Annotated in this window: 21 protein-coding genes, 1 tRNA gene, 3 pseudogenes and 1 riboswitch; of the genes and pseudogenes, 4 read left to right on the top strand and 21 right to left on the bottom strand. The window is 55.4% G+C overall.

Translation table 11 applies throughout. The annotated features are described in order from the left end of the window. Window positions 1–208 precede the first annotated feature (208 nt). A complete protein-coding gene (locus AC1QQ2_RS06980) occupies window positions 209–1,606 on the top strand; it encodes a bifunctional enoyl-CoA hydratase/phosphate acetyltransferase (RefSeq protein WP_479712591.1) in 1,398 nt (465 codons plus the stop codon). Continuing rightward, entirely contained in the window at window positions 1,603–2,766 is a 1,164-nt protein-coding gene (locus tag AC1QQ2_RS06985) for an acetate/propionate family kinase (protein WP_479712592.1), read from the top strand. Before AC1QQ2_RS06980 ends, AC1QQ2_RS06985 begins: the two co-directional genes overlap by 4 nt. On the opposite strand, the gene AC1QQ2_RS06990 is transcribed toward AC1QQ2_RS06985, so the two are convergent. The 10 genes and pseudogenes from AC1QQ2_RS06990 to AC1QQ2_RS07035 form a co-directional block, all read right to left on the bottom strand. Next, on the bottom strand, window positions 2,763–4,463 hold the full coding sequence (locus AC1QQ2_RS06990) for a hypothetical protein (RefSeq protein ID WP_479712593.1): 1,701 nt from the start codon (window positions 4,461–4,463) through the stop codon (window positions 2,763–2,765). The two genes, AC1QQ2_RS06985 and AC1QQ2_RS06990, sit on opposite strands and share 4 nt — an antisense overlap. Further along, the gene (locus tag AC1QQ2_RS06995) at window positions 4,460–5,584 is read right to left on the bottom strand and encodes a protein-glutamate methylesterase/protein-glutamine glutaminase (protein ID WP_479712594.1); all 1,125 of its coding nucleotides are present in this window, start codon (window positions 5,582–5,584) and stop codon (window positions 4,460–4,462) included. The genes AC1QQ2_RS06990 and AC1QQ2_RS06995 overlap by 4 nt, the downstream gene beginning before the upstream one ends. Next, window positions 5,581–6,420, bottom strand: a complete 840-nt coding sequence (locus AC1QQ2_RS07000; RefSeq protein ID WP_479712595.1) for a CheR family methyltransferase — start codon at window positions 6,418–6,420, stop codon at window positions 5,581–5,583. The genes AC1QQ2_RS06995 and AC1QQ2_RS07000 overlap by 4 nt, the downstream gene beginning before the upstream one ends. Window positions 6,421–6,436: 16 nt before the next feature. Beyond that, window positions 6,437–6,924 (bottom strand): annotated as a pseudogene (locus tag AC1QQ2_RS07005) (chemotaxis protein CheW). A gap of 14 nt (window positions 6,925–6,938) precedes the next feature. After that, complete coding sequence (locus tag AC1QQ2_RS07010) at window positions 6,939–8,609, bottom strand: methyl-accepting chemotaxis protein (protein WP_479712596.1); 1,671 nt, start codon at window positions 8,607–8,609, stop codon at window positions 6,939–6,941. Between the two features lie 15 nt (window positions 8,610–8,624). Next, window positions 8,625–9,107 carry a chemotaxis protein CheW gene (locus tag AC1QQ2_RS07015; protein ID WP_479712597.1) on the bottom strand — a complete coding sequence of 161 codons (483 nt, stop codon included), beginning with the start codon at window positions 9,105–9,107 and terminating at the stop codon, window positions 8,625–8,627. After that, complete coding sequence (locus tag AC1QQ2_RS07020) at window positions 9,104–11,086, bottom strand: chemotaxis protein CheA (RefSeq protein ID WP_479712598.1); 1,983 nt, start codon at window positions 11,084–11,086, stop codon at window positions 9,104–9,106. Before AC1QQ2_RS07020 ends, AC1QQ2_RS07015 begins: the two co-directional genes overlap by 4 nt. Continuing rightward, a complete protein-coding gene (locus AC1QQ2_RS07025) occupies window positions 11,086–11,451 on the bottom strand; it encodes a response regulator (protein WP_479712599.1) in 366 nt (121 codons plus the stop codon). The genes AC1QQ2_RS07020 and AC1QQ2_RS07025 overlap by 1 nt, the downstream gene beginning before the upstream one ends. A 13-nt stretch (window positions 11,452–11,464) precedes the next feature. Beyond that, complete coding sequence (locus tag AC1QQ2_RS07030) at window positions 11,465–11,764, bottom strand: STAS domain-containing protein (RefSeq protein WP_479712600.1); 300 nt, start codon at window positions 11,762–11,764, stop codon at window positions 11,465–11,467. Between the two features lie 377 nt (window positions 11,765–12,141). Beyond that, on the bottom strand, window positions 12,142–12,579 hold the full coding sequence (locus AC1QQ2_RS07035) for a 6,7-dimethyl-8-ribityllumazine synthase (protein WP_067550352.1): 438 nt from the start codon (window positions 12,577–12,579) through the stop codon (window positions 12,142–12,144). Window positions 12,580–12,655: 76 nt separating this feature from the next. Further along, window positions 12,656–12,785: riboswitch (FMN riboswitch) on the bottom strand. A gap of 135 nt (window positions 12,786–12,920) precedes the next feature. Between AC1QQ2_RS07035 and AC1QQ2_RS07040 the strand changes: the two genes are divergently transcribed. After that, window positions 12,921–12,997 (top strand) — tRNA-Arg (locus AC1QQ2_RS07040). Here the strand turns inward: AC1QQ2_RS07040 and AC1QQ2_RS07045 are convergent. The 4 genes and pseudogenes from AC1QQ2_RS07045 to AC1QQ2_RS07060 form a co-directional block, all read right to left on the bottom strand. Continuing rightward, window positions 12,998–13,960: an SLAC1 anion channel family protein gene (locus AC1QQ2_RS07045; protein WP_479712601.1), complete on the bottom strand. Its 963-nt coding sequence runs from the start codon at window positions 13,958–13,960 to the stop codon at window positions 12,998–13,000. It lies immediately after the preceding tRNA gene. A 358-nt stretch (window positions 13,961–14,318) separates the two neighbouring features. Continuing rightward, a pseudogene (locus tag AC1QQ2_RS07050) lies at window positions 14,319–14,831 on the bottom strand (amino acid ABC transporter ATP-binding protein); the annotation flags it as partial. 2 nt (window positions 14,832–14,833) lie between these two features. Further along, a pseudogene (locus AC1QQ2_RS07055) lies at window positions 14,834–15,331 on the bottom strand (IS6 family transposase); the annotation flags it as partial. Window positions 15,332–15,545: 214 nt separating this feature from the next. Further along, entirely contained in the window at window positions 15,546–17,123 is a 1,578-nt protein-coding gene (locus AC1QQ2_RS07060; protein ID WP_479712602.1) for a trimethylamine methyltransferase family protein, read from the bottom strand. Window positions 17,124–17,245: 122 nt separating this feature from the next. Between AC1QQ2_RS07060 and AC1QQ2_RS07065 the strand changes: the two genes are divergently transcribed. Next, the gene (locus AC1QQ2_RS07065) at window positions 17,246–18,133 is read left to right on the top strand and encodes a LysR substrate-binding domain-containing protein (protein WP_479712603.1); all 888 of its coding nucleotides are present in this window, start codon (window positions 17,246–17,248) and stop codon (window positions 18,131–18,133) included. A 241-nt stretch (window positions 18,134–18,374) separates the two neighbouring features. Here the strand turns inward: AC1QQ2_RS07065 and AC1QQ2_RS07070 are convergent, their stop codons facing one another. From AC1QQ2_RS07070 to narJ, 7 genes are all read right to left on the bottom strand, one after another. Further along, window positions 18,375–18,920 (bottom strand): DUF2478 domain-containing protein, encoded by a 546-nt coding sequence (locus AC1QQ2_RS07070; protein WP_479712604.1) that lies wholly within the window; start codon window positions 18,918–18,920, stop codon window positions 18,375–18,377. After that, on the bottom strand, window positions 18,905–20,170 hold the full coding sequence (locus AC1QQ2_RS07075; RefSeq protein ID WP_479712605.1) for a molybdopterin molybdotransferase MoeA: 1,266 nt from the start codon (window positions 20,168–20,170) through the stop codon (window positions 18,905–18,907). The genes AC1QQ2_RS07070 and AC1QQ2_RS07075 overlap by 16 nt, the downstream gene beginning before the upstream one ends. A gap of 5 nt (window positions 20,171–20,175) precedes the next feature. Beyond that, window positions 20,176–20,793, bottom strand: a complete 618-nt coding sequence (locus AC1QQ2_RS07080; protein WP_347199591.1) for a carbonic anhydrase — start codon at window positions 20,791–20,793, stop codon at window positions 20,176–20,178. Continuing rightward, window positions 20,783–21,199 carry a hemerythrin domain-containing protein gene (locus AC1QQ2_RS07085; protein WP_479712606.1) on the bottom strand — a complete coding sequence of 139 codons (417 nt, stop codon included), beginning with the start codon at window positions 21,197–21,199 and terminating at the stop codon, window positions 20,783–20,785. The genes AC1QQ2_RS07080 and AC1QQ2_RS07085 overlap by 11 nt, the downstream gene beginning before the upstream one ends. 3 nt (window positions 21,200–21,202) lie before the next feature. Beyond that, window positions 21,203–22,012, bottom strand: a complete 810-nt coding sequence (locus AC1QQ2_RS07090; RefSeq protein ID WP_347199589.1) for a peptidylprolyl isomerase — start codon at window positions 22,010–22,012, stop codon at window positions 21,203–21,205. A 5-nt stretch (window positions 22,013–22,017) separates the two neighbouring features. Further along, the gene (narI, locus tag AC1QQ2_RS07095; RefSeq protein ID WP_347199588.1) at window positions 22,018–22,716 is read right to left on the bottom strand and encodes a respiratory nitrate reductase subunit gamma; all 699 of its coding nucleotides are present in this window, start codon (window positions 22,714–22,716) and stop codon (window positions 22,018–22,020) included. A gap of 11 nt (window positions 22,717–22,727) precedes the next feature. Further along, on the bottom strand, window positions 22,728–23,267 hold a 540-nt coding region (narJ, locus tag AC1QQ2_RS07100; RefSeq protein WP_479712607.1), incomplete at its 5' end, for a nitrate reductase molybdenum cofactor assembly chaperone.

A 23,267-nucleotide genomic window follows, 5' to 3' on the forward strand; every position in this document is an offset into this window, starting at 1 on the left:
CTGATGTCAAATAGTGCAAATACAACCTATACTTTTGAGACTTTTATGCTGCTGCGCAGCATTTTTCCACATTCTCGATTGAGCCATTGAACTGTCGAGCCAGTTTTATAATTTTATGATTAAGGTCAAAGCGAAAGCCCGTGGTGACAGCTAGTGACCTCTCGGGAGGAACGACCGGACACCAACTCAAGGGAGCCATCGGGCCACCATGCATCTCGTAAACAAAACATTCGATGAACTCAGAATCGGTCAGACCGAATCCCTCCGCCGATTGGTGACGGCAGACGACCTGTACGTGTTCGCCAACGTATCAGGGAACTACAACCCGATGCACCTGCCGCGACACGATGGCGACGGCGATGGTTCGGTCGAAAGCGTCGCGCCTGGGATGTATGTGGCCTCGCTGATTTCCGCGGTGCTGGGAACCTGTCTTCCCGGTCCTGGAACGCTCTATCGTCGTCAAACGCTCGAATTTTTTGACCGCGTACATGCTGGCGAAGAGATCATCTGCACGGTCACTGTCACCGCCAAAGATGAGGATGGGATCGTCACTCTATCCACCGACATCACCCATGCTGACACCGGCAACCTCGTGTTGCGTGGTGAGGCGCAGGTCCATGCCCCAACGGTCAAGTTTGACCAAGACAACGTAGACGTGCCGCGCCTCGTCGTCGAAAGGCATCGGCATTTTGAGGCCCTTCTGGAGAAGGCAAAGCCCCTGCCCCCACTTGCAACAGCGGTCGTCTGCCCCGAGGAAGTTAAATCCTTGGGGGGCGCGCTACTTGCGGCGCAAGAGAGCATCATCACGCCCATCCTGATCGGCAATCCTGCCAAGATCAAAGCCGCGGCAGACGAATTGGGTGAAGATATCTCTGCCTTTGAAATCATCGACGCCGACCATCACTCAGCTGGATCAATCGCCTGCAAGCTGGTCCATGACGGAAAAGCGGCTGCCGTAATGAAGGGGCATCTGCACACGGACGATCTGTTGCGCCCGATGCTTGATAAACAAAACGGTCTGCGGGTTGGTCGACGGTTTACCCATGTCTTTGTCATGGACGTTCCGGGGATGCGGCACCCTGTGATGGTTACAGACGCCGCGATTAACATCGCGCCTGACCTCGAAACCAAGGTCGATATTGTTCAGAACGCAATCGACCTCGCGATTTCTATTGGGTCCGAAGAACCGCTTGCCGCTGTTTTGTCTGCGGTCGAGACAATCAATCCATCTATCCCGTCTTCAATCGACGCCGCGCTTTTGTCCAAGATGGCAGAGCGCGGACAAATCAAGGGCGGCAAGGTTGACGGCCCGCTGGCGATGGACAACGCCGTCGACATCGGTGCTGCCCGCACAAAGGGGCTAAGCGGCGATGTGGCTGGCCACGCGAATATCCTTGTTGTTCCCAACCTTGATGCGGGGAATATGTTGGCCAAACAGCTCGCCTTTATCAGCCACGCCGAAGGGGCTGGCCTCGTTCTAGGGGCGAAAGTGCCCGTGATCCTGAACTCGCGGTCTGACAGCAAAATGTCGCGGCTTGCATCCTGCGCTGTTGCTGCGCTCCATGACGCACGGCTCAATGGCGTCAAAGCAGGTGACGTGAAATGACGACCGTTTTAACGCTGAATGCGGGGTCTTCATCGCTGAAATTTGCCGTTTACACGTCAGATAGCGATCAACCCTTGGTCACTGGATTGGTGGACCGGATCGGGACGAAAGCAACGTTGAAACTAAAGGATCAACGGGGGTTCGACCTACCAACGAAAACTGACGGTCTGAGCACACATCAAGAAGCGCTCACCTCTGTGCTTTCAGCAATCGATCCAGAACTGGATGGAAAGACGATCGATATCGTAGGGCACCGCGTCGTTCATGGTGGACTGTGGTATGATGCACCCGCGATGGTCACGGATGAAGTTTTAGAGCGGTTGACCACGCTCGAACCTTTTGCGCCCCTTCACCAGCCGCATAACCTCAGTGGGATCAAGGCAGCCAAAGCGGCGTTTCCTAACGCGCCTCAGATCGCCTGTTTCGACACCGCATTTCACCGCCACCACCCTTATGTGAACGATACCTTTGCTATACCCCGCGCCTATTACGACAAAGGCGTGCGGCGGTATGGGTTTCATGGGCTGTCTTATGATTACATTGCTGGCGAATTAACCCGCATCGCGCCGACAATCGCCCAAGGGCGTGTAGTCGTTGCCCACCTCGGGAACGGCGCATCAATGTGTGCGATCCAAGACGGCAAGTCAGTCGCTTCGACGATGGGGTTTTCGGCCCTAGATGGCTTGCCGATGGGAACCAGATGCGGGCAACTCGACGCGGGTGTGGTCCTATATCTAATGGACCAAGAGGGCCTTTCGGCGACCGACATTTCAGACATGCTCTACAAGAAATCCGGCCTTCTTGGGCTGTCTGATTTGTCAAACGACATGCGAACGCTAGAGGCCTCGGATAGCCTCGAGGCCCGACAGGCAATCGACTATTTTGTCTTCCGCATTCAGCGCGAACTGGGCGGTATGGCCGCTGCGATGGGCGGGATTGATGCCTTGGTATTCTGCGGCGGGATTGGTGAAAATTCAGCCTTTATCCGTAATCGCGTCTGCGAACGAACGGCATGGATGGGCATCGAAATCGATCACAATAAGAACGACGCCCACGCGCGGGTCATCTCGACAGAGATGTCCCGAACAACGGTCATGGTCATTCCAACCAACGAAGAGCTCGTGATCGCACGCGCCGCCCGTGAACTCACAGACGTTTAAAAGAGGATATCGTCCAGATCATCCGAACCTGCGTCGGGCGCGGTATCGGCGACAGCTTCGAGAGATACGAAATCGCCACCGAAAAGTTCGTCGTGGATGATCCGTTCACCTTCCATAGTGTATTTCGAACGGAGTGATGAAAGGATGTCCGACATTCGATCAGGGTCACTCGCGCCCTGATCGGAAACCGTATCTTTGAACAATTGCAGTCCCATCAGATGCGACCCAAGGCGGTCAAGACGTTCGCTAAAGCGCTCCAGCTCACCCGTGGCAGATGCGATCTGAATTGGCAGCGAAGAGGCTGCTGCTTCAAAGCCAGAACTGGTGCGAACCATTAGCTCATTTGCTGTCTCGATCAAATTGAACAGCGACTGGCCGTCGTTTGAGAAATCCGACAGGCAGCTTTCGAGGCCACCGATACGATCTTCGGTCAAGACACGGATCGTTTCACGTGTATCGGCCAAAATCGACTGAAGCCGCGCGATGATGAGGTCGCTCTCGTCCGTCAAGTCGCGGAGCCAATGCGCCAGCTCGCGAAGCGCGCGGCCTTCAGTACCAAGTTTTGCGCAGATGATCACAGCGTTGATACCAGACAGACGGATCTGATGCGCGATGCCACGCAGGGTCGCTTCGTGTTTCAGAATAACTGACAAACGGTTGTGGACTGCTTCTGCGCGGCCCTTCATGGCGGCGAAGTGTTCACCGTTACCGCGTAAGCTCTGTTCGAGCTTTTTGTGTTCCTTCCCACCCGCCGTCGACGAAAGCCCAGTCCCACCCAAGGTCGTTCGCGAAGCCGCTAGAATAGCCTGCTCTCCGCGCTCCTGAACGGAACGCAAAGAGGCAATCGCCGTTTGGATGTCGTCTTGAGTTCGAAGCTTCATACGCTCGGACAATGCAATCGCGAGATCAGCCAGTCGGGACGCATCGCGGCCATCGACAGTTTCCGCAATCGCCAGTGTCTCTTCGACACGCTCGATACGCTGACGCGCGGAATCGCCGGTTTGAAGCGCCACGATGATACGCCCGACTTCAGACGCGATCTGATTGGCCTGTTCATCCATGTCCTGCGCGGCAGAAACCATGCCTGCCTGACCATCGCGAATTTTGGTCGACATGGCCGAGAACGCAGCAATCGACGGCATAACGTTCTGGCGCAATTCGCCCAGCATCAGCCGCTGCTCGTAGTCCATCGCTCTGACGTCATAGGCAATTTCTGCCATCGAGTCGTTGATTTCGCTTAGGATGTTCTCTGACTCTTCCGACATAGCCGCGAGCCTATCGATAAAAGCCGTCACTTGCGGACGTGCGGGAACAAGGCTGTTGCCCTGAATGCGCGCGTTGATCGAAATATTGGCGATGGTCCGAACAACGCGGTCCAATTCATGGACTTCGGACGAAATCAGACGCACCGACTTATGCAGTTCCGACGACGCCGTCGTAAAGCTGCCGCAGTTGGCCTGAAGCGTCGAAAGATGCGCGTTGACGGTATCGATCAATGCGGACAGTTGCGCTTCGGTTTCAGCACCGAGTCCGTCGCGCAATTCGCCAAACACCGACGACAAATGACCAAGCCGATCTAGGGCGCCTTCTAGGCTTGAGCTCGTCGATACAAAGGTCGTTTCGATCTCTGATCTAAGCCGAACAAAGTGGTCAATTGTCGCGCGAATGGGCGATTGGATAGGGGTAAGATGCGTCATGAGCCGGCCCCGTGATACTCGTGCATACGGGCAAATGTAGTGATTGAAAGTGCAAGACGGCCTAGAGGCAGAACCTGCTTTGCGTGACCTAGGTTCACCGCTTCGCGTGGCATGCCGTAGACGACACAAGTCGCCTCGTCTTGGGCGATAGTGTGGCCTCCCGCCCGTTTGATTTCGCCCAAGCATTGCGCGCCATCATCGCCCATGCCTGTCATGATGATGCCCAGAATATTCGCGCCACCCGCAGCGGCCCCAGAGCGGAACAGCACATCAGCAGAGGGGCGGTGCCGACTGACACTTTCGCCTTCCACCACTTGGACGCGGTACCCCGAAGGACCACGGCGCAATAGCATGTGACGATCACCCGCAGCGATGATGCAGCGCCCTTGTGTGACAGTCATTCCGTCTTCGGCTTCGCAAATTTCGATCTGAGCAAGGCTATTCAAACGATCGGCGAAGGCTTTGGTAAAACCTTTTGGCATGTGCTGCACGACGACGATCCCAGGAGCATCCGCAGGTAAAGCACAAAGGACTACGCGCAGAGCCTCAGTCCCCCCCGTCGAGGCGCCGATGCAAACGATCGGTTCGGTCTTTGGGACCGGGCGCGAGAAGTTGGGCGGCGGTAGAATGACATCCGCTGAGAGTTTAGCCGTGGGCTGAACTGGCGCTGCCGCACGACGCGGGAGCCTGCGACCGGGCGCGCGATTACTCTGAGCAGCGGCATGGATCGCGTCACAAATTCTGGCCGACGCCTCTTGGAATACCTTCGCGTCTGCCATCGACGGCTTGAGGATGACATCAACGGCACCCGCCTCCATTGCTTCGACACTACGCTGGGATCCGCTCTGCGTAAGCGAGGAACAGATGATGACGGGCAATGGACGCTGCGCCATGATCTTTTTCAGGAATGTGATTCCATCGACGCCCGGCATTTCAAGGTCGAGCAGGATGACATCAGGCAAAGCCTCTTTCATCAGCCGTGCTGCGGAATAGGCATCCTGCGCCATGGCCTGCACGCTCAACGCTGGATCGCTTTCAACGATTTTACGCATCATGACGCGCGCCGACGATGAATCGTCCACGATCAGAACTTTGATGGGGTCAATTTCGGCACTGGTCATCTTGCGATCTTCTTAAAAATTGTAGGTTTTACTTGTTCGAGGCTGTCACATCGAACGACCATGCTTTCAGCGTGACCCACGATCAGATAACCACCTATCTGCAAGTGGTCTGCCAGCCTTTGTACGACAGCTGCTTTGTCAGGCGCATCGAAGTAGATCAGGATATTGCGTAGAAAAATCACAGATACATCGCGGTCAACGGGGTAAGACAAATCGATCAGGTTCATGTGACGGAACCGAACGCGCTGACGTAGCTCGGGGACGATGCGCACTTTGCCATCCATACGCGGGGTCTGCGCAGTCATGATGTAGCGCCGCGCTAAATCAGGGGCGACGGTCGAGATCTGTTCTTCATCGTATACGCCAATCGTCGCTTTCTTGATCATGCGATGCGAGATATCAGTGCCCAAAACACCCCAGTCAAATCGCACGCCTGTGCGGCAGGCCTCGGACAGAACCATCGCGATTGTATAGGCTTCGGCACCTTCGGAACTCGCGGCGCTCCAAACCTTCATGCGTGCCTTTTTCACACCCGCATTGGCGATTAGCTCGGGCACGATATGGCTGCGCAAGAAATCAAAATGTTCCTTCTCGCGGAAAAAGCTCGTCGTGTTTGTAGTGATGAGATCAATGACCTGACGCAGTTCATCTTCGGGCAACTGCCCGTTGACGAGAGCCTGAAGGTAGCTGTTCACATCAGGAAGCTGCCACATGACCATCCGCTTGCGCAGACGCTGTTCGATCATTGGAGCCTTTGACGCCGGCAAGCTGATGCCAGTGAGGATCCGGATGATATGCCGGAACCTTTCGCTGGTATCAGTTTGCAATGACGTCATTACCACGGTGGAATCCTCAAGCCGCGTCAATCGCAGCAGAGGTCGAGACCCCAGCTAGAAGTGCAGGATCACCAAACAGGTGATCAAGGTCGAGGACACTCACGATTTCACCGTTGCGACGCCCTATCCCTGCGATGGCAGCACCGTCCCACCGCAGCAGTTCAGCTTCGGTCAACGGACGAATTTCTTCGTCGTCCATGCGGGTAACTTCGATCACGCGGTCTGTCCGCACGCCAACAACGCCAGAGCCCGAACCATAGTCCATCAAGGTCACGAGGATACGCGTATTGGGCGTGTCCTCTAACGGCTCTAAGTTCAGCAAACTCCGCAGATCGACGACGGGATATTTTCCCCGCGCAAATCAATGATGCCCATCAGATACTTCGGTGCCTTCGGCAACGGTGCGATAGGACGGATGTCCAGAATCTCTCGAACCCGATCGACCGCGACACCATAGATGGCGCGGTCGATTGTGAAGGTGACGATGTCAGTGCAAGTCGACATACATCCGCTCCGGATCAGTAGGATTTGCTGCGAGCAAATTGATCGTCGAGCGAGTCTAGATCATGTTCACCCAGATCGAAATCGAACCCACCATCAGCCTTTTGCGGACGCGATGGACGCATCGGTTTCTTGGCAGCATTTGCAGCAGGAGCAGATTTACGCGGTGCAGGTTTTTCAATTGCAGCACCATCCATTTCAAAGAACCCAACGATACGTTCCAGCTCAGAGGACATATCAGCCAGTTCAACTGCGCTCGCCGAAAGCTGCTCGGACGCCGAGGTGTTCTCTTGGGTCACGCGGTCGAGCTGTTGGATCGACATGTTGATCTGGGACGAACCCGTTGCCAGTTCACGCGCAGCCACCGAAATTTCAGTGACCAGCGACGATGTACGTTCGATGTCAGGAACAAGACCTTGAAGCATTTCTCCAGCGCTTGCAGCAGTCTGAACTGTCGACGCAGAGAGCGACGAAATTTCAGTTGCCGCAGTCTGGCTACGTTCTGCGAGTTTACGAACTTCAGCCGCAACGACCGCGAAACCACGACCATGCTCGCCCGCACGTGCGGCCTCAACAGCAGCGTTCAGAGCGAGAAGGTCGGTCTGACGCGCAATTTCCTGAACAATCATGATGCGTTCAGCGATGGTCTGCATCGCATCAACCGCTTGGGTCACAGCCTTACCGCTGTTGCGCGCATCTTCGGCAGATTTGGTAGCCATCTGTTCAGTGATGCTCGCGTTTTCAGCGGTCTGTTTGATGTTCGCAGCCATCTGCTCAACAGCAGCCGAAGCTTCTTCGGTCGACGATGCCTGTTCTGTTGCGCCCTGCGAGAGCTCTTCGGAGGTCGCGGCCATCTGGGTCGCGCCGTTATTCACGTTGCGCACCGAATGGGTCACTTCACCGACGATATCACGCAGCTTTACAACCATGTCGTTGATTGCGGTCTGCAGATCACCGATCTCGTCACGGCCCTGAACATCGATTGTGTTGCGAAGATCACCTTTGGCAACGCTACGAGCCATTGCCGAAGCCACACCAAGGCGACGCGAAATGCTCAGAACGATGAAGAGCGCGGAAATAGCACCCACCAGCATCGTTGCGGCAACGATGATAATCAGATTGCGACGATCGGCGACAAAGCTCGCTTGGTCTGCAGCGACGCTGGCTTCGAGGCGACCTTGAACGAGTTCATTCAGTTGCCCGAGCATGTTCTGCAGATTTTCTGTTTCGTCGCGCAAAGCGCCGTGGAACATGGTGTTCGCTGGATCACCCTGACCCGAAAGTTCAAATGCGATGACACGCTGAGCGGTCGCCAGCGCTTCAGCATCGGCCTGTTCGAAATTATCTAATATCGTGATCATGTCTGGCGTAGCGACAGCACGAATTTCAGCCGCATATTGCTTGGCTTCCTCATTCAGCTCATTCAAGCGCGCGCGAAGGTTCGGAATGTGGTTCGCTGGCGCATCAGGAAGACCGATGAGAATTTCCGCAACAGTGGTACGGACCATCAATTTAATGCGGGTCAGATCTTCGATCAGCAACAAGACGGGCAGTTCGTCAGCGATAACCGCGTCGTAGTTTTGGTTGACCTTATCGAGGTCCTTAAGGGCGATCCCCATCGAAATCGACGAGAGGATAAACACGAACAAAAAGGTGGCGGCGAGTTTAACTTTGATGCTCAGACGCATGTCACAGTTCCCAAGTTATGCAACAGCGGCACGCTGCGCCATTGCTGTAAAGATTGCGGATAGGTCGGGGATGAGGACGAATTCGCCCTCTGGGCCTTTGAACAGGCCTTCGACAAATTCAGAGGGCCACATAGACGTGGCGGGTAGTGTTTCGATGGATTTCGACGGGATGGTCGCGACTTCGTGGACGATGTCAGCCATCACGGCGACCGTTGTTGGTTCGCCGCCGATGACCGCTTCTAGGACGAGGAAACGACGAGCGTCCTCGGGGCGTTCGGCTGGATTGGGGTCGTTGATCCCCAAAGGCAAACGCAGGTCGCCCAGTGGCAAAACTGCCCCACGGACGTTAACCACCCAAGGCGCAAAATCACCTGCACCCGGAACGCGGGTTGTCGGAAGTGGGTCGATGATTTCGCGCAGATCGGTCGCTGGAATAGCGAGGCGCTGAGGGCCGATCGAAAAGGTGATTACGATTTTATGAGATGCGGCGAGGGTCATGCGGCCACCTCTTTCTTAGGTTCGATCAATGGCCCCGACATCGCGAGAAGCTGCGCAACGTCTACGATCAGAGACACGGTGCCATCCCCCAGAATGGTCGCGCCAGAAATCGCGCGTGCACCTTGCTGGAGTTTAGAGACTTGTTTGATCACCGTTTGGTTCGTGCCGATAATCCGATCGACAACGACCCCCATGCGGGCATCGCCAGACTCGACCACGACAACGTTCTGTTCGGTCGGTGGCTCACCTTCGCAGTCAAACAGATGACGCAACCGAACGAAGGGCACGAACTGACCGCGGATATCGAGGTAGTCGCCGTTGCGAGACGCAATGCGTTTGTCCAACGGCAGTTCGAAAATCTCTTTCACTGACGACATCGGCAGTGTGTAGCGTTCGTCCGCAATCTCAATCAGCAACCCATCAATGATCGCGAGGGTCAGTGGGAGGCGCAGGGTAACTGTCGTTCCTTGACCCAGTTTACTGTCGATTTCGATGACACCACGCAGCCCTTCGATGGTGCGTCGGACAACATCCATGCCGACACCACGACCGGACAGCTCTGTGATCGTTTCGGCGGTCGAGAACCCAGGTTCAAGAACCAGCGCGAACACCTGACCCGCTGTCAGTTGGGCTTCAGAGGTGATCAAGCCGCGCTCAATCGCCTTTGCGCGAATTTTGTCGGCGCTCATACCACGCCCATCATCGCGAACAACGATGTGAACCTCGCCACCAACATGAGTTGCGGACAGTTCAATCCGCCCAACCTGATCTTTGTCCGTCTGCGCTCGAGCAGCGGGATCTTCCATACCGTGGTCGATGGCATTGCGCAGGATATGCACCAACGGATCAGCGAGCTTTTCGATCACCGTTTTATCGAGTTCGGTATCCTCACCGTCGACCACAAATTCCACAGGTTTGCCCAGATCAGACGAAAGACCAAGGATCAAACGGCGGAAGCGCGACACCAAAGTCCGCATCGGGACCATTCGCATGGTCATCGTCGCATCCCGCAGACGTGCAGCAAGGCGGGTGACTTCTTCTGCGGTGGACAAGAGCGCGGGGTCACGGCTGTGACGCGCCAGTTCCGTCAAACGGGCCTCAACAGTCACCAGCTCCCCAACAGAGTCCATAAGCGCGTCAAGACGCGCAGCAGGCACACGAATAGAGGCGGCAGGTTCGGTTGCGGCAAGCGCTTTGTCAGAGGGCACTTGCTGTTGTGGGGCTGGGGTGTCGAGGACGGGTGCCTCGGACAGGAGATCATCAATCTCGTCACGCTCGACAACCTCGTTGACCTCGGTAGCGGTCAGCGTCCAGTCGGCGTCCGCGAACATGAATACGTCTTCGACATCGTCCTCTGCAACACCAGCAGGCAATTGCATCTGCCACGCCACATAGCACTGATCCGCATTAAGATCGTCCAATGCTGGAATGTCAGAAAGGTCGGCAACGATTTGGGTCGCGCCGAGGTCTTTCAACTCCGACAGCAGAATATCGGGGCGTGCGCCCAGCGCGAGGGCATCCTCGGACAGCTTGAACCGAAGGGTCGCAGGTGCGTTTGATGTGACGGCTTCGGCCTCGATTTCATCGTCGATATCGGCTGCCGCAACACCTCCACCCGATGTCAGATCGCGCAAGGCATTCAGGATCGCGACACGATCACCGTCTGGATCATCTTCGCCATTGACCAGCGCCGGAATTTGGTCACGTGCCGCAAGGCCGAGACGCACCAACTCGGGCGTTACCGGAACAGCACCAGCACGGACCTTTTCAAAGGCGGTTTCAAAGTCATGGATAAACGCCGCAAGATCGGTGAACCCGAACATCGCGCCGCTTCCCTTAACGGTATGTAGATCACGGAAGACCTGATTGATCAGCCCCGCATCCTCAGGGCTCTCCTGAAGATCGACCAAGCCCCTTTCGAGACTCTCGAGCAGCTCTACGAGCTCTTCCTGAAAGACTGCAATCAGATCATCAGACATCAGCCTAATACCTTTTTCACTACAGCGAGGAGTTTGTCTTGGGTGAAGGGCTTAACCATCCAACCCAAAGCGCCCGCTTCGCGAGCTTGAGATTTCAGGGTTTCCGCGGAATCTGTCGACAGAACGACGATCGGAACACCGCGCCCGTTCGGGTGCTGGCGCAGCGCCTTGATCATGGAAATCCCATCCATGCGCGGCATGTTCTGGTCGGTAATGATGGCATCAACGCGCGAGCTGGTTGCTTTTTCCAAACCGTCTTGGCCGTCGGACGCCTCGAGGACGTTGTACCCTGCTTCGCGCAGCGTCAGGGCAATCATCCGGCGGATCGACGGGCTATCATCAACGGTCAGTACAGTTTTAGTCATATCGTTATCCGAGTTATTCTTGTGCGCCAGACATTGAGCCGGCAATCATTTCAGCGTTCAGCGCATGGGCCGCCAAAGCATTGAGAACCGTGGTGTTTTCCGGTGACATACGAACCTCAAAACCGATCCGACGCGCGCGTGCCGCTGCCGCTGTTGCGACAAGAACCTGAAGCGGACCGAATTCGATCTTTTCCAGCTCAGCCACATCAACGATGCATCCACCTTCGTCCAAGGCATCCTTAAGACACTCGAGCAGTTCAGCCGCATCCGAGTGAAACAGTTCTCCTGACAAAGAAATCTCGACGTCAGACATGTACACTTCTTCTCCTCAACACGCCCAAAACGGACTGATTTTAATTGGCCCGCACGTCGGTAACGGTCGAAGGGGCAAAAACTTTACTTCTCCATGCCAAGCCACCGCATCTCTTTCGTATCGACAGGTGCCCAATAGGGCCCGTCGACGCAGAGCCAAAATGCGAAGGTATCAGGCGGGGATTAGTCGCAAGTTTCGTGCCACATGAACAAAGGAGAAGACGCAGCAGGAACTGCCGCGTTGTGAAATTTTGGCTATGAGATGGGAATGGGACCGAACGAGACTTTACGGCTTCGAAAAACAAACCGTCTCAATCGGTTAAGGTCTTTGCCAAGCAAAGTAGAACGGGCCGCATTTTGGCGGCCCGTTTTCAAAAATCAAATATCAAGATCAGCGATCATTCGTACAGCCGATGCAGCCTCTTCGCCTTTTTTGACGAAGTGTGCATGATAGAACCCGATGTGCTCTTCAGTCGGCTGGAAGTGGTGTGGTGTCAGGGACACCGAATACGTCGGCACACCTGTTTCCATTTGCGCTTGCATCAGGCCATCGACAACAGCCGAAGCGACGAAATCGTGACGGTAAATGCCACCGTCAACAACCAGCGCGGCGCAAACGATTGCGTCGTATTTTCCCGACGCGCCCAGCTTTTTCGCCAGAAGCGGCATTTCGAAAGCCCCTGGAACATCGAAGGATGTGATATCTACAGCACGGCCAGCGTCAGCCATACCTTTTTCAAAGCCGACCAAAGCTTGATCGACGATTTCCGCATGCCAGCGGGCCTTAATGAAGGCGATGTTTAGTTTGTCAGTCATGGAACCATTCCTTTGTCTTATCAAAATGGTCCCAAGGCGCAGCCGCCCGAACACAGACGCATTGCTGCGCTGCCCCGAACGTTCTCTTTCATCCGGACTTTAACCGTCGGCCCCGGAATTTCACCGGATCTGCTGACCCCACCTTTGATGGGCGCTCGCGGGCTTTAACCGCCGGTGGGGAATTTCACCCCGCCCTGAGAACACGGTTTTAATGCCAACCTTCCCCAAGATTGACAAGGGCCGCCTGCGACAGATCAGTTAACCGTTGCGTCACCAAAGCCGAAACGGCCTTAGAGTTTCGCTTGCACGTCATGGCGCGCCAAAGTTAAAGAGCATCCAGCGGTCCCATAGCTCAACTGGATAGAGCAGCTGACTTCTAATCAGCAGGTTCGGGGTTCGAGTCCTCGTGGGATCGCCATCACTCAGGCTGACAGATTTGACCGCGTCGCACTGCAACTGCGGTGCGCGCAAGTAATCCCCCCACGATGATCACCAAAAGCGCCAATAGCGCTGTTCCAATGATAACATGGCCCTGAGATTGCACCTCTCGGCCATAGAGGAACGATGCGGTCGACAGCGCTGCGATCGGGAACGAGAGAGCCCACCAGGACAATGCGAACGGCAAACGCATAAATTTCGGCGCTTGGGTCAAAACGATCAGCGCAAACACGTAAGCCAAACTCAACAGAATATGGCCAAAAGAATCGACGCCGCCTGACAATCGCGTCCACGCGATGAACGCAACCGATGGCGGCGCAATAAGGATGACGAGGGTTGGCACAAGGCGACCTGGCAGTGGGTCGTGGAACATAAGCCTATTGATCACCAGCGTCAGTAATACGATCCAGAACATCACACCGGCGGAAAAGAACAGCCACGAAAGTTCTGTGTGCCCCAATGGCACACCAGCGAGCGGAACAATTACGTTGCCAACGGCAGGGATGAACCATGCGGGGCTGACGTGGACTGGCGCGAAACTACGATGCCCGATCCACGCCGAAATCACTGAGAGAGCCAGCGCACCCTGCAATGCCATTCCGATCCACCACAGAGGTCCAGCAATGGCCTTGTGGTCCGTGAGCAGCGCTGCGGACAAAAGCAGAAGGGAAATTGAAATCGCTGGGAAAAAGGCGATTCGAACAGGGTGGTTCCACTCGGCCTTTACCGCATCAGGATGACGGATAATTTTCGCCAGATACCCAAGGCTGACGACCGCCAGTAAGGCGACGCTCACCCATAGCGCATAAGCTGAATAGTGCGCCTCGGTCCTGTAGGTAAGTTCGGCAGCGTGAATAGACAATGTTAGACCAAGCATCCCCATGCCAATAGCAAAGAGCGTTACTGGATAATGGCGGAGTTGTGGGGACGCAGTGTCGGTCATGTCGGCCTCTGAAATGTGATGCCAAAACATAAACAAAATAAAATGTTTTGACCAGCAAACAAAGCAGGACCGACGCAGCGTATTTCACGCTTACAAACGTTTTATGTAAGGGGAATTAGATGGCGGTGGAGTTGCGGTCACAACCATTTTAGCTCAGGTGATCACTTGGGTTTCCAACGAAGGATCTTGAAAACAGGCGGAAAAGTGCGGTTACGCAAAAACCACCGCAACTCCCCACCCAACTCATAACCAACGCTTAAACGTATTTACAGCGCTTCAAAGATTAGAAAACACCTGCAATAGCTTCTCGGCATTATCGGAGCACTCCAATAGTGTGAGCATATCCACTCTTAGTGCCTTAATGCCCTAGAACCTGAACTAAGAAGAGCTTGGTCCGTTCGTTTTTCGGACTTGAGAAAAACTCCTGGGGTGGTGCTTCCTCGATGATCTCACCTTTATCCATGAAAATCACACGGTCCGCGACCTTCCTTGCAAAGCCCATTTCATGCGTGACGCAGACCATTGTCATGCCGTTTTGAGCGAGCGTCACCATCACATCCAGATCCTCAGCGATCATTTCTGGATCAAGCGCACTGGTAGGTTCATCGAATAAAAGAACTTCTGGCTGCATGCAAAGCGCGCGTGCGATTGCCACACGCTGTTGTTGCCCGCCCGATAGCTGACCGGGGAATTTATTGGCTTGATCAGCGATGCGCACCTTCTCAAGGTATATCATCGCGGTGGCCTCAGCATCAGCCCGCGATATTTTGCGCACCAGCATTGGCGCAAGTACACATTTCTCAAGAACTGTCATGTGCGGGAACAGATTAAACTGCTGAAAGACCATTCCAACTTCGCGGCGCACTTCATCCAGCTGAGCCACCTGCCCGTTTGCTGTTTCTCAGTATTTCCTAGGTCTCTCATAGCAGCGCCATAAGACCTAAGCTTGTAGGTGACTATTGCCTGCGGGCTTCCATATCTACGCAGAGATTTCCTGAGGAATTTCAGTGCCGCCTGGCGGTCTCGGCGCTTTGTGACATAGCTTTCAAGCACTTCACCTTCGTGATCAACAGCACGCCACATGTAATGCCGCACGCCATTTACCTTCACGAAAACCTCATCCAAGTGCCATTGCCAATTCGCACTGGATTTTAATCTGTCCGCTCTTCGCTTCCGGATTTCAGAAGCAAACAGCGGACCAAATCTATTCCACCAATACCGGATCGTCTCGTGACTTACATCGATCCCCCGCTCATGCAGGAGATCCTCCACATTACGAAGAGACAGAGGGAACCGTACATAGAGCATGACCGCTAAACGGATCACCTCTGGGCTCGTCTTGAAGTGCCGAAAAGGAGAGCCCTTGTTCATACCAAAACGCTCACCACGCTCCAGAACCACCGCAAGGCCGTTTAGTTTGACAGAGCCGATCGGACGTTTTGTTGGAGTGTGCGTCAAAGACGATGCAGTTGCGCATAGTGTGACCGCGCAGCGTGAGCGGTGAACGCAAGTTGCGGAGGCCAGTCATGCCAGAGTAGCGCGCGGGCAATCCCGCGCGCCATTGAAATAATTTTTCAATGCCTGATCAATACCATGCATCGGGCATAGAGGCCTTCTTGCGAGCCACGAAATCTAGCAGCGCGGCCTCAGTGCCAGCATCCATCGCGGGCGCTTCGTAAGCCTCAAGCGCGGCCTTCCAGCGTTTGTTGGCGCGCTGCGCATAGTCCACGCGGCCCTGCTCAAACCACGTTTCCCACGGCTGATCATCATTGAGCGCACTGTCCCAATAGGCAGTCTTGTAGTGGCGCAGGGTGTGATCGGTGGAGAAGAGGTGCTCGCCGGGGCCAAACTGCGCCAGGGCCTCAAAACCGAGCGTGTCTTCATTCACCTCGATGCCGTTAAGGTAAGCGTGCAGCGCACCGCACATATCGGTATCCATCACGAATTTCTCGTAAGACATGGAAAGCAAGCCATCGAGGAATCCCGCCGAGTGCAAAATGTAGTTAGCGCCACCCTGAATGGCCGACATCATCGACATCATCGCCTGCTGCATGGCCTGCCCGTCGGGCATTTTCGAGGTGGAGAAGTTGCCCGCACAGCGCAGCGGGAGGTTAATGCGCCGCGCCAGTTGACCCATCACCAACGAACCAAGCGCGGGTTCAGGTGTGCCAAAGGTGGGCGAGCCAGAGCGCAGCGACATCGACGAGAGGAACCCCGCCAAAAGCGTGGGGGCGCCGGGGCGCACAAGCTGGGTAAGTGCGCAAGAGGACATGGATTCTGCCAGACACTGCGCCACCGATCCTGCCATGGTCAGCGGTGAAACCGCGCCACCAAGCAGAAATGGCAGATGAATAGAGCCCTGCCCCGCTGCTGCATAGGTGCGAATGCCCTCCGCCGTGGCGCCATCGAGCACTAGCGGCGAGGTGGTGTTGAAATTGCCCATGATGACGCAGTTGTTCTCGACAAACTCGGCGCCATACAGCACGCGGCACATTTCTATGCTGTCAGCAGCGCGCTGGGGCGCGGTGATCGAGCCAAGGAAAGCGCGATCCGAGTAGCGCATATGCGCATAAACCATATCGAGGTGGCGCTTGTTCACCGGCACATCGGTTGGCTCGCAGACGGTTCCGCCTGAGTGGTGAAGCCAAGGTGAGGATTGGCCCAGTTTGATCAGATTTTCAAAATCGGCAATCGTGCCGTAACGGCGGTTGCCGTCGATATCGAGGATGAAGGGCGAACCGTAAGAGGGCGCAAAAACAACGGCATCGCCACCGATTTCGACATTGTTGTCAGGATTGCGAGCGTGCTGGGTGAAGCGCGCGGGTGCGGTTTTAAGGATCTCGCGCACCATGCCCGGCTCAAACTTTACCCGCCAAGCGTTTCCATTAGCAGGGGTCACTTCGGCACCAGCCTCTCGGTAAAGACGCGCTGCCTCGGCATCTTCGCGCAGTTCAATGCCGATCTCAGCCAGGATACGGTCGGCCGTGGCCTCGATTTTGATAAGAGAGTCTTCGCTCAGAAGATCGTAAGTTGGCACCTTTCGGGTGATGTAAGGCACGCGCATGTGCAAGTTCTGCCCCGGCTCGGCGCTGCGGGTCGACTGCCCGCGCCCCCGCCGGCGGCTGCGGGAGGTTTCTTGAGCGTGTTCGATCGGGTCCAGCATGGCGCATTCCTTCACAAGAGTTACGCCAGTTTTCTTGCGAACCGACCCTCTGGCAATTGTAGAAAATTTGTTACTGAGGTTATCTGAGCTAATGTGAAAGCTCACACAGGAAAGGCACCTGAATGGCAAAGCGGCTGTATAAACTGCCCCCGATGAGCGCGCTCGTGGCCTTTGAGGCGGCGGCGCGCCATGTCAGCTTCAAGTTAGCGGCGGAGGAGCTGAACGTAACGCCTGCCGCGATCAGCCATCAAGTGAAAGCGCTCGAGGCTGAATTTGACACGGCGTTCTTTCGGCGCAACCACCGTGGAGTTGACCTGACCGAAACTGGAGCTTTTTTATTTGTGGCGCTTCAACGCGGCTTTGAAACGATGAGTGAAGCCGTGGGCCAATTGCGCGCCTGCACCACGCGCGACTATGTCACCATTCGGGTTAGCACCGCTGTTAGTTCCCTTTGGCTTACCCCCAAACTCGCACAGTTCTGGCGCGCTCATGGCGATGTGTCGGTGACTCAAATCGTCAGCGACGGTTTGCAAGACGATGAAGAGTGCGACCTGAGCATTCATTACGGCGATATCCAGCGCGAAACGGCACCCTGCGAGGTGCTGTTTCACGATCATATTCTGGCGTTGGCCAGTCCGGCTTTTGCGCGCGCCCACCCCGTTACGCGGGTAGAAGAGCTGGCCCAACTGCCGCTAATTAACCTTGAGGCGGGCCGCGCGGCTTGGATTGACTGGCACGGCTGGTTTGGCGCGCTTGACTATCGCGGCCCGTTTCGGGTGGCACATCGGGTCAATAACTACGTCATCGCGCTTCAGGCCGCCCAAGATGACATGGGCGTTGTTCTGGGCTGGACCGGGCTTGCACGGAGCCATCTGGAGAGCGGGCGGCTGGTGGCACTGTTACCCAACCGGGTGGAAACGCCCGAGGACTTTTACATCAGGCTTCACCCCCATGCATCAAAGCCGGCGCGGCTGCTCTATGGCTGGCTGGTTGGAAAAACCAGACAATGAGCCGGCCAAATTATTAAGATCGCGTTCGTCCAACGCACATTTACTCTTTGGACCATGCTCTGACGATAGGTGCACACCCTGCAGACCAGTATGCTGCGCACCAACAATGCCTCGGCTGGAAGACCCCCAAAGAGGTTTTCCGAGTATGGATACTGGCGGAGATGGGACGCCCCCCTACCCTCGACGGCGATAGGAGCGCGGTTCACGTAGCGCTCACAGCAACGCGCTCTACATAGCGCATTTATACGGTTATCGTTGAACCTATCGTCTCTTTGACCCAGTCATTGATCGCTGGACCGCTAGCTGCAATTTCATCTGCCACACCACCGCAGAATTCAAGAAATGCATCTTTGTTCAAACCGTTTATGCCAACTATCACAGGAATTTCTCGTTCAACAGCAAAGGCTATTGCTTCACGGAAACCGCGTCCTTCGGCCTCATGTTTGCCGAACTTGTTAATGATCAGGACATCGGCCCCTTGCCCCAAACGAGCCTGCACCTCCCCCACTGCGGTTTCCAAAGCAGCCGGATCAAGACGACATCCTCGGGATTCACGACCTAACGATTGAGAGATGCGAACCACCGGCCCATCGGGGAGTACCTTGACATCCATATCGCAGGGACCGTCAGTTTCACGTTCTGTATTGATCTGCACTGTTCCCACGACCCGCAAACCGCGTTTCATCAAGGTCTCAGCAACCTCTTGCAGGACCAAATCTGTATCTCCGCGATCGGGAGCCATCGTGTAGGCCAATTTCATAAAATTTCCTTTCAGTCGTTTACGCAAAACGGGAGAAATTCGACCAATGCCCCTTTGGGCAAGTGATCCGTTTCTGCGGGAATAAGAATAAGTCCGTCTGCATCGATCAAACGCGAGACGCGTGCGGAATGCGTAGCGGTCGGGCAGGCTACGATTTCGCGACCCAGATCATCAAATGCCTCACGGCGTGCCAGACGAAATTCGCAGCGGCCCGCGCGATGACTAACAGCGTCTGAAAGAACAACATGCCTGCGACGTGGTACGTCACGGCTCCCTTCCAGTCGCGATAACAGAACCCTGCCGAACACGCGCCACGTCACAAGAGCTGACACAGGATTTCCCGGCAGTCCGAGCCAGTGTGCCGCCCCGATGCTCCCGAACGAGACGGGCTTTCCCGGTTTGATGGCGACGCTACTGAAGTGGGTTTCACCTCCGGCAGCTTCCATGGCTGGTTTGACCAGATCAGCATCTCCAACCGAAACACCGCCAGTAGTTATGATCAGATCTACCACTTCGGACAGCATCGAAAGTTGAGCCGTGAGCGTCTCCAAATCATCGCCACCCGCGTAAACCTCTACGATATCGACAGACGGTTGCTGCAGCTCTGCTAAAAGCATCGGTGTATTCACGTCATTTATCTGCGCTGTATTTAACGATGAACCGGCGCGTCGAACTTCGTTTCCGGTAACCAGCAGAGCGACTTTCACAGGTCGGCGCACGACGAATTCGGACAACCCTGCCGCCGAAATTGCAGCGATGTGTCGGGACTGCATCCGCACTCCCGTCGGCAGGATTTTTGTTCCGTAGAGAATGTCCTCTCCGGTGCGACGAATATGTTGACCGACTTTCGGGCGGCGATCAAAAGTGATCTCATCCCCCGATCGCGCAACATCTTCTTGCATGATCACAGCGGTTGCCCATGCAGGCACGGGCGCGCCGGTAAAGACCTGAGCCGCGCCATCACCCTTGATATCCGCGACTTCACCCGCTGCGACCCTTCCTCGAACCGGAAGTCGCCAAGGACCATCGCCTTGCAAGGTGCGGGAATCCACTGCATATCCATCCATTGCCGAATTATCAAATGGCGGGTTCGAACTCGCCGCAAACTCCGGACCAGCGAGAACGCGTCCGAAAGAGCTTGCAATAGGAACGACATCCACTCCCTCGACCGGAAACACCCGATCCGAAATCCTACGGAGCGCCTCGTCGATGGAGATCAGGTCATAGAGACTATCATGTGCTTCACAGCCGCAACCCGTCGCACGTAGCGTATCCATGATTGTCATTCTCCTGCCTCCAGCGAAATATGACTGCGGTCAATCGTACAGTTGAGATCCCGCAGAAGGCCGTCTTTGAGACTGTAGATGAGTCCATGAACACTGATTGGCATTCCGCGATCCCAAGCGCGTTGTAAAATCGGTGTTTCCGACACGCGACGAACACCTTCGACGACATTCAATTCTGCCAACCGATCCCGAAAATCTTCCGTGCTAACGGTTCGGGCCAGATCAACAGCATAAGATCGCGCAAGCCGCCGTATCGGTTCTAACCAGTGATCGGCCAATCCGTGCGGGAGGTCCTCGGTCGCCGCCCGGACACCACCGCAGCCGTAATGCCCACAAACGATGATTTCACGAATTTTCAAAGCTTCTACCGCAAATTCCAACGCCGAAAGAAGGTTCATGTCAGAACTGTGCACGACGTTCGCTACGTTACGGTGTACGAAAACCTCTCCGGGATCGAGTCCGGCAACAACATTGGCTGGAACACGACTGTCAGAGCATCCGATCCAGAAAAATTCCGGCGCTTGCTGTGTCGCCAGACGGGCAAAATAATCCGGCTCTATAGCGTTGCGGTGTGACGACCACGCAATATTCCTATCGAGTAGATCAGCCAGCATCGCCAAGGCCCCAACGATCTTTCATTGCAAGACGAATGGTATCCATACCCTCAAGTGTGAGAATGAACTCGGACGCGCCCTGTACATCATAGATATGATCCCGTTGCATTTTACTGAACACCTGGCCGATTTCGTCCTCAGTTTCACAGCGTTTGATCATGAGTGGGAAAAGGCTTTCTTCTTCATCAGCCAAATGTAAGGGCAGTTCGAGCTTGAGAAACGATAGCACGTCCAGAGTATCGACATGGTCAGGACTGTCGGTCGCGGCGATCCGGTCAAGTGAGCCATAGGCTTCTCTTTTCTGAACATGATCATCCACCAGAAAATCGATCGGATTGCCCAGCAACTGCAGAGCGATTGGAGCCAGTGCGTCTCCTCTCGGGTAATAGTGGCTCTCATCGCTCATCGTTCAGCCCTCATCTAACGAAGCCGAAAGGTCTACACCGCTAACATCAGCTGTCGCTGTGAGCGTTCGTACAAACGCCCGAGCGTTTTTCGCCCAAGTTGCTTTTTCAATGGCATCCGCAATTTTCTGGCGCACTGTTTCATAGGGAAGCGTGCTTCCTTCGGCGACGGCATCCATGCGAATGATGTGCCAGCCAAAGCGACTTTGAACAGGCGCCGAGGTCATCTCGCCTTCATGCAAACCGCGCAAAGCAGCCTCAAACTCGGGCACTGTATCGCCCTGCCCTAATTGACCCAGTGCACCACCGTTATTCCGTGAGCCGCAGTCACTATTTTCCGTGGCCAGACGGGTAAAGTTCTTTGGAGATTTGGCGAGTCTGGCAGCAAGCTGATCGGCGCGCGATTTTGCCTCTGCAACCGCCTGAGTATCCTTTGGATCGCAGGCGATCAGAATGTGGGACACCTCCCACAGGGGTGGTGCGCGGAACCTGTCCGGATCACGGTCATATTCCGTCCGAACCGTTGCTTCGGGGATCGGCGCAACGTCAACTTCAGTGTCGAGAAGACTTCGTATAAGAGCCTCCTCTTCAGTTTCGAATTTTCCCGGCGCGACTTCCAGCGGATCCGCCGTCAGGCGACGCACACGCGCCTCCTGCAAGAGCAAGGTGCGGATGGCCACGGCCCGCGCAGCTTTGCGCCACGCAATACCGGGTTTGCCCGTCGGCGCATCGTGGTTCTGAACCTCGGCGGCAACGACCGTGTGTGGAACGGCCTCGCCATTGACGATTAAATCGGGGAAAAGTGTAGATCCCATCTGACTTACTCCGCTGGTGTACGCGGAGCCGACCGGCGCGACCGCACGATTTGATAGCCCGGACGTACAAAGTAGCGAACAGGGACGGACAGCATGTGAACAAGCCGCGTGAACGGGAACACAAGCAGGATCGTCAGACCAAGGAACAAGTGAAGTTTGAACACCAGCGCCACATCGGCAATATGATCAGCAGCACCGGACCGGAACGTAAAGATCCCCTGTGCCCATGCCATGAACTTGGTCATTTCATGACCATCAAGGTGCTGGAGCGACACAAAGATCGTGCCCACCCCCAGAACAAGCTGCACCAGAAGCATCGCTAGGATGGCGATGTCAGCAAAGCTCGAGGTTTTCCGGATACGCGGATCAGTCCAACGACGGTGGAACAACATCCCGCCACCGATCAGGGCAGACACACCGGCGATCCCGCCCGCCACAACGGCAAGGGTCTGCTTTGCACCGTGGCTGATACCCAGTGCATCAAAGATCTGGATCGGGGTCAGCAGACCGACGAGGTGACCGACAAAGATCACCAAAACACCCAGGTGAAACAGGATGGACCCGATGACTAATTGTTTACGACGCAGTAACTGCGAAGAAGACGTCTTCCACGTAAATGGGTCACGTTCGTAGCGCGCGATCGACCCGACGAGCAGAACCGACAACGCAATGTAGGGGTAGATACCGAAAAGGAAATTATGCATCTGAGCCTCCGTTACTCAGCCGCGACATTGGGCGCGGAGTTTACGGGTTCATCCATCCGTGCGAGCATGTCACGCACTTGCGGGCAACCGGCGTTTGGATCAGGACCGAAACGAACTTCGGACTCTTCCCAGACCTTATCCAGCGCCTCCAGATCGTTCGGATCATCGTCGGGCTGGTCGAGCATTTCGGCCACCGCCTCTTGATCCGCGGCGACACCTGCGAGCTGTAAAAGAGCGGCGAACACGGCGCTATAGGGGCTCTCGCGACGGTCCAGCCGTGCACTCAGGGCCTCAAAAATATGCGCCGCGTCCGCCAGAGTATCCTGAGCCTCTGAAGGGAACTGAGTGGCCAGGAATTCGAGCAAAACAGGCAGGTGATCCGGAAGTTCGGCTGTGTCTGGCTCAAAGCCAGCATCACGATAAGTCTCAATTAGGGAAACCATTGCGCTGCCACGATCACGGCTTTCACCGTGAACGTGTTCGAACAGGTTGAGCGACAGTGTCCGCGACCGGTCGAAAAGCATCACATATTGCTCTTCGATGTCATAGAT

The organism is Aestuarium sp., from assembly GCF_023253315.1.
Taxonomy (GTDB): domain Bacteria; phylum Pseudomonadota; class Alphaproteobacteria; order Rhodobacterales; family Rhodobacteraceae; genus Marivivens; species Marivivens donghaensis.